The sequence below is a fragment of the Streptococcus sp. HMSC066F01 genome (assembly GCF_001837335.1).
Lineage (GTDB): Bacteria > Bacillota > Bacilli > Lactobacillales > Streptococcaceae > Streptococcus > Streptococcus oralis_S.
The window spans coordinates 1-9710 of record NZ_KV832073.1 but is presented as its reverse complement, the minus strand read 5'-3'; the positions used below and the strand labels follow the sequence as shown (position 1 = coordinate 9710).

Annotated in this window: 9 protein-coding genes; 1 reads left to right on the top strand and 8 read right to left on the bottom strand. The window is 44.3% G+C overall.

Features of this window, described 5'->3' with window-relative positions; genetic code table 11:
• Nucleotides 1-133 precede the first annotated feature (133 nt).
• From HMPREF2655_RS01430 to HMPREF2655_RS01415, 4 genes are all read right to left on the bottom strand, one after another.
• Nucleotides 134-1237, bottom strand: coding sequence for an NAD(P)/FAD-dependent oxidoreductase (locus HMPREF2655_RS01430; RefSeq protein WP_070800043.1), 1104 nt, complete (start codon nucleotides 1235-1237; stop codon nucleotides 134-136).
• 16 nt (nucleotides 1238-1253) lie between these two features.
• Entirely contained in the window at nucleotides 1254-2051 is a 798-nt protein-coding gene (locus HMPREF2655_RS01425; RefSeq protein WP_070657419.1) for a Nif3-like dinuclear metal center hexameric protein, read from the bottom strand.
• The gene (locus HMPREF2655_RS01420) at nucleotides 2038-2715 is read right to left on the bottom strand and encodes a tRNA (adenine(22)-N(1))-methyltransferase (RefSeq protein WP_049478482.1); all 678 of its coding nucleotides are present in this window, start codon (nucleotides 2713-2715) and stop codon (nucleotides 2038-2040) included. The genes HMPREF2655_RS01425 and HMPREF2655_RS01420 overlap by 14 nt, the downstream gene beginning before the upstream one ends.
• A 101-nt stretch (nucleotides 2716-2816) precedes the next feature.
• Nucleotides 2817-5153 carry a cation-translocating P-type ATPase gene (locus tag HMPREF2655_RS01415; RefSeq protein ID WP_070837265.1) on the bottom strand — a complete coding sequence of 779 codons (2337 nt, stop codon included), beginning with the start codon at nucleotides 5151-5153 and terminating at the stop codon, nucleotides 2817-2819.
• 132 nt (nucleotides 5154-5285) lie between these two features.
• Between HMPREF2655_RS01415 and HMPREF2655_RS01410 the strand changes: the two genes are divergently transcribed.
• A complete protein-coding gene (locus tag HMPREF2655_RS01410; protein ID WP_070837263.1) occupies nucleotides 5286-6035 on the top strand; it encodes a lysophospholipid acyltransferase family protein in 750 nt (249 codons plus the stop codon).
• 42 nt (nucleotides 6036-6077) lie between these two features.
• Here HMPREF2655_RS01410 and HMPREF2655_RS01405 read toward each other — a convergent pair whose 3' ends face one another.
• From HMPREF2655_RS01405 to HMPREF2655_RS01390, 4 genes are read right to left on the bottom strand one after another with little or no spacing between them, the layout of a single operon-like run.
• Nucleotides 6078-6770, bottom strand: coding sequence for an alpha/beta hydrolase-fold protein (locus HMPREF2655_RS01405; protein ID WP_000175773.1), 693 nt, complete (start codon nucleotides 6768-6770; stop codon nucleotides 6078-6080).
• Nucleotides 6751-7761: an ABC transporter substrate-binding protein gene (locus HMPREF2655_RS01400; protein WP_070837261.1), complete on the bottom strand. Its 1011-nt coding sequence runs from the start codon at nucleotides 7759-7761 to the stop codon at nucleotides 6751-6753. The genes HMPREF2655_RS01405 and HMPREF2655_RS01400 overlap by 20 nt, the downstream gene beginning before the upstream one ends.
• Before the next feature lie 19 nt (nucleotides 7762-7780).
• Nucleotides 7781-8536 carry an ABC transporter ATP-binding protein gene (locus HMPREF2655_RS01395; protein WP_070837260.1) on the bottom strand — a complete coding sequence of 252 codons (756 nt, stop codon included), beginning with the start codon at nucleotides 8534-8536 and terminating at the stop codon, nucleotides 7781-7783.
• A 1-nt stretch (nucleotide 8537) separates the two neighbouring features.
• On the bottom strand, nucleotides 8538-9584 hold the full coding sequence (locus HMPREF2655_RS01390; RefSeq protein WP_070837258.1) for a FecCD family ABC transporter permease: 1047 nt from the start codon (nucleotides 9582-9584) through the stop codon (nucleotides 8538-8540).
• Nucleotides 9585-9710: the final 126 nt, after the last annotated feature.

Here is a 9710-nt window from a genome sequence, read left to right as displayed (position 1 = left end):
CTTCAAACCACGTCAGCGTCGCCTTACCGTGGGTATGGTTACTGACTTCGTCAGTTCGATCCACAACCTCAAAACAGTGTTTTGAGCAGCCTGCGGCTAGCTTCCTAGTTTGTTCTTTGATTTTCATTGAGTATTATTCACTTTTTACTCGTTTGACATAGTTTGCAATTGGGTAGTTTACTGGGTCCAAGGCCAATTCCTTGTCTTGGACCAGCTGGGCTAGATGGTAACCGATGATCGGACCCGTTGTGAGGCCTGATGAACCTAGGCCGCTAGCCGCATAGATACCTGCCAATCCTGGCACCTGCCCAAAGAAAGGTGAGAAATCACTGGTGTAGGCACGGATTCCCACACGCTCACCAGATGATTTTGCTTCTGCCAAGGCTGGGTAGTGAGGCAAGGCTGCCTCCTCCATTTGTTGGAGCAAGGTTTCATCCACCGTCAAATCATATCCCATATCATTTTCGTGGGTAGCGCCCAAGGACAATTTCCCACCTGTAAAAGGGATCAAATCCCACTCCCCTTCTGGCATGACAACAGGGTGAGATGCTAGGTCTTTGGAGAGCTGATAATTTCGGAGTTGTCCTTTTTGAGGACGAACATCTACCTCATATCCTAAAGGTTCCAAAATGCCCCCCAACCAAGCTCCTGTCGCCAAAATAACCTGATCAAACATCTCTTCACCAATCTGGTAACCGGATGCTAAAGGTGTCAGACTCACTTTTTCTTTGACCAGCTTGACCTGACTGGCTTCTAGCAAACGAGTCACTAAGAGCTGGCCATCCACCCGTGCCCCACCAGAAGCGTAGATCAGGCGGTCGAATCCCTGCAAGCCAGGAAATAATTCATTTGCAGACGCTTGGTCTATAATGGCTAATTGACCTATCAAGGGAGATTCTTCCCTACGCTGGAGTGCTAGTTCATAGAGTTCTTCTAGCTTTGTTTCATCCTTTTTCAGGAGAAAAACGCCTGAGCGTTGGTAAAAGTCGATTTCCTGACCAGACTTTTCTAAATCAGCCAACAAATCCACATAAAAATCCGCTCCCAAGCGCGCCATCTTGTACCAGGCTTTATTACGGCGTTTGGAAAACCAAGGACTGATAATTCCCGCTGCTGCCTTGGTAGCCTGACCTTGTCCATGGTCAAAAACGGTCACCTCTAAATCTGCTTCTTTGGAGAGGTAGTAGGCAGCTGTTGCCCCCACAATTCCTGCTCCAATAATGGCAACTTTTTTCATTGTCTTCACCTTCTAACTAGATAAGGTGGAAAGGATTAGTCGATGCTTGACTAGGCACAATATCAATGCCCCAGCCCTTCTCTGCCTTCCATTGAGTAAGAAGTTCTGCGATTTTTTCCACAAAAAGCACTTCTATATAGTGGCCTGGGTCCAATGCCAACAGGCCATCAGAAAGCATATCCTGGGCTGTGTGATAGTAGATATCGCCAGTGATATAAACATCTGCCCCCTTTGCTAAAGCATCCTTATAGAAAGACTGCCCGCTACCACCACAGATAGCTACTCTTGAAATAGGCTTCTGCAAATCACTCTCGTGATAATGGACCATGCGAAGACTATCTAGACCAAAGACTTGCTTGACATGTTGGGCCAATTCCCCAAATGTCTGAGGTTGAACATTCCCAATACGTCCAATTCCACGTTCTGGACCTGTCTCCTGCAGATAGGTCGTTTCCTCAATACCTAACATCTGACAGAACCAGTCATTGAGGCCATTTTCAACGATGTCAATATTGGTATGGCTGACATAAACGGCAATGTCATGCTTGATAAGGTCGATGTAAATCTGATTTTGTGGGCGGCTGGCTACCAAATCCTTAATCGGACGAAAGATTGGCGCGTGCTTGACGATAATCAAGTCCACACCCTTTTCAATGGCTTCAGCAACCGTCTCTTCACGAATATCGAGGACAACCATAACCCTTTGGATCTCCTTGTCTAGAGTACCGATTTGCAGGCCACGACTGTCACCCTCCATTGAAAATTCCTGAGGGCAAAAGGCTTCATAAGCTTGTATTACTTCACTTGCTAGCATGGAGAACCTCCTTTATGGCTTGAATTTTATCTACTAAAACTTGTCGTTCCTCCATATTTTTTTCTGGAATTTGATGAAGGGCTAATTCTAACTTAGCAGCTTCTTTTTGCCATTTTTGGACAAAGACTGGGCTGACTTCTTTGGACAAGATAGGTCCAAAACGGACATCACTGGCTGATAGCTTCATTTGTCCTGCTTCCACCACTAGAATTTCATAAAACTTGCCAGCTTCTTCTAAGATGCTTTCTGCTACAATCTGAAAACCGTTACCCTGTAGCCAGATGCGCAAATCGTCTTCACGATTATTGGGTTGGAGGATCAAACGCTCTACATTAGCTAGCTTGTCCAAGCCTTCTTCCAATATGGTAGCAATCAAACGGCCACCCATACCAGCAATGGTGATAACCGATACTTGGTCTGCCTCTTCAAAGGCTGCCAAGCCATTGGCTAAACGAACTTGGATTTTCTCCTTTAAGCCGTGAGCCTCAACATTTTTGACCGCTGACTGGTAGGGTCCTTCCACCACTTCCCCTGCAATAGCGCTTTTGATTTGGCCTCTTTCAACCAAGTCAATTGGCAGATAAGCATGGTCACTCCCCACATCTAGTAACACAGCACCTTGTGGCACAAAGGAAGCTACCAATTCTAATCTCTTTGAAATCATCTTCTCTCACTTTCCAAAACTCTATTACCTCTTATTATACCACATTTCAGCTAGCAATCTTGCACCTAAAAAGACCGCAATCCACAGATTGCAGCCTTTCTTTATTTTCTGGATTGGTAACGACTAGTTAGAATGAAAATCACGGTAAAGACAGCCATCATGACAAGGTAAACAGGGAATGTTTGTCCTGTCAAGGTCGAAATTTCAAGCAGTTTCTGGATCATTGGGAAAAGAGCTGTGGCTAGGAAGCCTCCTACTGACCAGACAATCAAGAGGACACGCCAGAGAGTAAATGGCATGCAGGCTCTAAATACGGATAAGAAACCAATTGACCCAAGGAGATAATAGAGTAGGGTTGAGATTTCTAACTCAGACCAACCTTGACTAGCCCCAAAGATTTTGACAAAAAGAACGCTGAACACGACCATGAGGGCACTTGGTAGGGCACGAAGCATGGATTTTCTGAGGAAGTTTGGTTCAACAGGCTTGATATTTCGCTCAAAAGTCAGAACGAATGGTGGGAAACCTTCCACGAATTGGTCAATCATGGTAATCTGGATTGGAATGAAGGGGAAAATCAAGATCCACTCAGACCGTCCCAGAAGAACACTGGCGATACAGATAACTGCTAACAAGAAGGAATAGATTGTCTTTATCAAGAAAATCGGTGCAATATGGGCGATGTTATTGACCACACGACGACCTTCAAAGAGAATCTCAGGAACATCATTAAAGTCAGAGTTCAAGAGAACCAGATTAGCAATCTGACGAGTCGCAGGATCTCCTTCAGCCATAACGATAGAACAATCTGCTTCGCGGAGAGCTAGGATATCGTTGACACCATCCCCTGTCATTGCCGTTGTATGCCCTGCTTTTTTCAGAGTTTGGATGATGAGTTTCTTTTGATGAGGGGAAACACGTCCGAAAATAGCTGTCTCTTCAGCCATGGCAACCAATTCCTCATCTGTGATTTTTGAGCAATCTACATAGCTATGATAGTCTACAAAGCCAGCCTTCTGGGCAATGCTGGAAACCGTAACTGGATTGTCGCCAGAGATAATCTTGAGACCCACTTCCTGAGAACGGAGGTAGTCCAGCGTCTCAGCGGCTCCTTCTCGAATGGGGTCCAAGATTTCCAGCAAGGCCAGGGCCTGAATGTCAGACGGTTTCTGTGGTTTATGATGATCAAGTTTTTCCTGACTGAGTGCCAAGACCAAGACACGCGACCCTCTCTCTAGGGCCTCTCTAGCTTCTGGGACTTCAGAGTCCAACAACATCTCAGGCGCACCTAAGAAAACCGTACCTAGCCCTTCTAACTCCATAGCTCCCCACTTGCGATCGCTTGAGAAAGGAAGATTCGAAAGCATAGGATAGGCAACTTCTCCCACAAAACGCTGGCGAATAGCCTGGGCTGTTGGATTTTTATCCTCACTGTGAGCTATGTAGCTGGTCAAAATGCTGGCAATCGCATGCTCACCATACTCTTCGGTCAAAGGAATAACTGCCTCCACCTGCATCTTTCCTTGGGTGATGGTTCCCGTCTTGTCCAGACAGAGCATATCCACGCGCGCCAAGGTCTCGACAGAGTACATCTCCTGCACTAAAACCTTTTTCAAGCCCAGCTTAATCACCGCAGTCAAGAGCGAAGTAATGGTCAAAAGGGCAATTCCCTTGGGTAACATTCCCAAAAGGGCTGTCGACGAATTTACAACGGATGACTTGAGGGGCAAGCCCTTTAACATCAAGGCTTCTAGCAGGAGAGCTAGACCAAAGGGAATGATAATCTTTCCAGTAAAACCAGCTAGCTTGTCTAGCGATTTCATGATACGGGAGTTGATCGGTTTCACTGTCTTAGCTTCCAGCATGAGTTTGGAAGCATAGTTGTCTGCCCCGACATGGTGAACTTGAGCCAAAACTGCGCCACTGGCTAGGAAACTCCCTGATAAAAGCAAGGCATCCACTTCTTTTTGCACCAAATCACTCTCACCCGTCAACATAGCTTCATTGACTTCCGCAAATCCTTCCAGAACCAGAGCATCACTAGGAATCTGCTCCCCAGCAGACAAACGAATGACATCTCCTAGAACCAACTCTTCTGGATCGAGATCGACTTCTTGACCATCACGGATGGTTTTGACCTTTTCCTTAGTCATGAGATTGAGCTTGTCCACCATGTGTTTAGCCCGTAGCTCAGTCACAATCCCAGAAAAGGCGTTAAAGCAAATAACGGCAAAGAAGACCAGATTGCTCCAAGCCTGCACAAAAGCAAGCGCTAGAGCGATAATAAAGTTTAATGCGTTAAAAAGTGTAAAAACATTTCGTTTGATGATTTGCCAAGTACTGGTACTGGCTGAAGCGGTAAAGTCATTGACCAAACCTTGAGCCTGTCTTTCCTTGACTTCTCTTTGGGTTAATCCCATAATCTTATTTTTATCCATAAATTCTATCATATCATTTTTTTTAAAAGAATTCTAATCCCATCTAAAACTGTTGGCTGATAACTGAAAAAGTTTGCCAGTAGTCTTTTGATAAGGTATAATAATAAAAGCAATACAATCGAAGGAGATCTCATGTTTTATACTTATTTGCGTGGACTAGTCATGCTGATCTTGTGGTCCATCAATGGCAATGCCCACTATCACAATACTGATAAAATCCCTAGCCGAGACGAAAACTATATCCTCGTCGCTCCTCATCGTACTTGGTGGGATCCTGTATATATGGCTTTTGCGACCAAGCCAAAACAGTTCATCTTTATGGCCAAAAAAGAGCTGTTTAACAACCGTATCTTTGGCTGGTGGATCCGTATGTGTGGCGCCTTTCCTATCGACCGAGAAAAACCTAATGCCTCTGCCATCAAGTACCCTATCAACGTCCTCAAAAAAAGCGACCTCTCTCTCATCATGTTCCCAAGCGGGAGCCGTCACTCAAACGATGTCAAGGGTGGAGTTGCCTTGATTGCCAAAATGGCCAAGGTCCGTATCATGCCGGTTACCTACACCGGTCCCATGACCTTGAAAGGCTTAGTCAGCCGTGAACGTGTCGATATGAACTTTGGAAATCCTATCGATATCTCAGACATTAAGAAAATGAATGATGAAGGGATTGAAATGGTTGCAGACCGCATCCAAGCTGAATTCCAACGTTTAGACGAAGAAACCAAGCAATGGCACAATGATAAAAAACCAAACCCACTCTGGTGGTTTATCCGCATCCCTGCCCTCATCCTTGCTGTGGTTGTTGGTATCCTAACGATTATCTTTACCTTCATTGCAAGCTTTATCTGGAATCCAGATAAGAAGAGAGAGTCTCTTGGTTAAAAAATACAATTATCCCTTGGCTTTTACCAAGGGATATTTCTTTTATGCAATTTTCCATTTTTGGGCCAACCAGTTGGAAAAGGCTAGAAAGCGCTCAGCCACTTGCTCATGATGCCCATAGGGATCAAAGACAAACTGACCAGTCGGATAACGTTTCTGAAGACTGGTATGGATCTGCTCAGCATAAACTGGTGCTTGAGCCAAGCGATTAGTATGATGGGCTCCTTCTGTTTGACCATTCTGTAAATACAGTAAACAATCTAAGTTTTTCACCCTTTCATCTTTGCAATAAGTCGTAAAATCAGGATACCAAAAGGAACCGCAGATAGAGAAGATACAGGAGACCTTGTCAAAGCTGAATAGACTGTAGACTGCCGCCAGTCCACCTAATGAGTATCCTCCATAGGCAAGGCGATCTTCGTCCAGGCGATAAAGAGACCGCAACTTATCTAAAAGATTTCCAAATAAAAGTTCATGATAGGAATTTGCCTGGCCGCCAAAATCTGGAGTCCCCTCTCTCAGAGCAGCTGCCTCCCAGGGAGTGTAGTCATCTAGGCGATTTTTAGAGGTCAAGCCCACTAAAATCACAGACTCTGAAAGGGAAGATAGGAAATCCAAGTTTCCATCATTCAAGAGAACAGCTGGATAGATTTGGTTGGGATCATAGGCCGAAGGAAGGCTGACCTTGACTTGGATTCCCTCCCAATCAAACTCATTATTTATTGATAAAGTCATTGATTTTCTCAAGGGAATCAATTACTGCTGGACCATAATCCATCAACTCATCGTAAGAAATGGTCATGATTTTTTGATTCTTAATTGCAGGAACGTTTTCCAAAACTTCATTTGCCTTCATCAACTCTACTGCGTTAGCATCCAATTTTTTATTGCGGTCGCTGGTTACATAGATAATCAACTCAGGATCCATTGACACGAGATTTTCCAAGGTCAAGCCTGATGTTCCCGTTGCAACGTTGGTATAACCAAGTTGATTCAACAAGCTCTCTTGCAAAGCAGACTTGTAAGCACCGAAGGTTTCGTCGTTATAAGCAACCATAATCAAAGCCTTTTTCTTTTCACCTTGGCTTGCTGGGTTTGCTTTCTTAACAGCATCAATTTTAGCTTGTAATTGGGCTGCGTATTCATTGGCCTTGTCCTGCACATTAAAAATCATTCCAAGATTTTTGACATCTTCTACGATATTTCCCAAATCTTGCTGAATCGTTGAAAGAGATGCTTTTTGTGTATAGACTGGGATTTTATTTTCATTCCAAGTGCTAACTGTTCCCAAGGATTTTTCAGAAAACATCATGTTTCGACCCATCACAGCATCTGGCTCATAAGAAAGGACTGTCTCTTGTGAGACTGTTTTTTTGTCCCCAATTTGAGTAATCGTCGCAATCGCATCCTTGTATTTGTCCGTCACGGCATTATCAGGGTTAAGCATGCCAGCAATTTTATCCTTCAAGCCTAGCTCCAATAAGATTTCAGTAGTTGAAAGATTGTTGGTGATAACTTTTTCAGGTGCCTTGTCAAAGACTTGTTCGACTTCATTTCCCTTAGCATCATAGGTCTTGACCGTTAACGGATAAGTCGTCTCTGTGCTGGCCTTTTGACTTGTTTCTGTGCTAGACTGTGTGGTAGCTTTTTCTGTAGTAGTGTTACCACAAGCTGCCATGGTTAGGGTAGCTACTGTTACGAGTAAAATGCTTAGTGTTTTTTTCATCTTGTTTTCCTTTTCATTCTTATAAATAGTGAATCATGGCTTGCTGATCCTCAGTCCAAGTCACCTGACTTTGAACTCCATATACAGTTTGCAATGACTCAGGGGTGATGGTCTCCTTTGGAATACCTTGGTAAAGGATTTCCCCCTCCTTCATCAGATAGAGATAATCCGAATAGCGACAAGCAAGTTGAATGTCATGTAGGACAGCTAGAACATTGACCTTGAGATTCTTCACAATGGCCAACAAGTCTAACTGGTACTTGATATCCAGGTGATTGGTTGGCTCGTCCAGGAGCAAGAGAGTCGGTTCTTGCGCCAAGGCGCGTGCTAATAAGACTCGCTGTTTCTCCCCACCTGAAAGAGACGAATAGATACGAGTTTTCTTCTCAAGCATATCCACCTTGACGAGAGCATCTTGAACGAGGGCATAATCCCTTTCCTTTTCCTTCTGTAAAAAAGAGAGGTGTGGAGTTCTTCCCAGCAAGACGATTTCCTCAACTGTACAATCAAACTGCAATTGATTAAACTGGGTGACAACTGCCATTTGCTTGGCTGTTTCTTTGAGTGACCAATGCTCCAGCGGCTTTCCATCTAGGCTTATCAAGCCCTTGTCCGCCTTTTCCTGACGATAGAGGAGTTTAAGCAGGCTGGTTTTTCCACTTCCATTCGGTCCTAGTATCGTGTGAAATTGATGCCCCTCAACCTTAAGAGAAACTCCTTTGAGGATTTTTTTCTCTCCTAGTCCAAAGTGGACATCCTGACAAATCAAGTCCATATCAGGCCCTCACCTCCTTTCGCCTACCTCCTACAATGTAGATGAAGAAGGGAGCACCTACTAAGGCTGTGAAAATACCAATCGGCAGCTCGGCATTTGGAATGATGACACGAGAAAGTACATCTGCCCAGACGACAAAGAGGGCACCCAGTAAGGTCGCAACGGGAAAAAGTCTCCTGTAATTCGTTCCTACTAAGCCTCGAGCTAAGTGAGGAGTAATTAGACCAACAAATCCAATAATCCCACAGGTTGCTACTAAGACTGCTGTCAGCACAGCCACCATGGTCACATAAAGATACCAATAGAAGCGTAAGGGTATCCCCAAAGTTAAAGCAGCCTCATCTCCCATCATCATCGCATTAAAAACACGATACTGAGTAGCGAAAAATAGAAAAGCCGATCCTACTACTATAGTTGGCAAGAATAAGTCAGACCAGGTAGTCCCGGCAAGCGAGCCCATGGTCCAAAACTTAATGGTCATCACACTGTCCGCATTAGCGCCAACTGAGATAATAAAGTTGGAAAATGCCAGAAAGAGAGCATTGACAACCGTTCCTGATAAGATCAGACTGGAAGTCGTCATCCTGCCCTGCATAGAGGCAATGATAAGGACAGCAATTGTTGCCAAAATAGCTCCAAGAAAAGCTCCAAGGCTAATCATCACTTTTAAACCAAGAATGATGCTTAGGGTTGCTCCTAGAGTTGCACCCGCAGAGATACCTAAGACATAGGGCTCAGCAATGGGATTGTTCACTGTAGACTGCATCACGCTACCACACATGGAAAGACCAGCCCCTACTATCAAGCCTAACAATACTCGGGGGAACCTCATGTTCCATACAATGGCAAGAGTGGACTTGGAAACCTCTCCTATCTCAAGAGGAAAACCCAACCTGCTCAAAATAATCCGATAGGTATCGCCTAGATCAATCGCAACGGACCCCATAGAAACTGCTAGAAAGAGCGAAATTCCTAGAGTAGCTAGCAAAATACCTAAAAGTAACACAAATTGCAGGTCCCGTCGGCTTCCAGAAAATTTGGAAAGCATGAAAACCTCCTTTGATAGCATCTTAAAAATTTAGAAAATTCTCATGAAAAGTATACCATATTTCTATTAGATGAACAAGGATAGAGACATATATAGAAAAAGCCCTCTGAAGTCAGAGAGCTGATT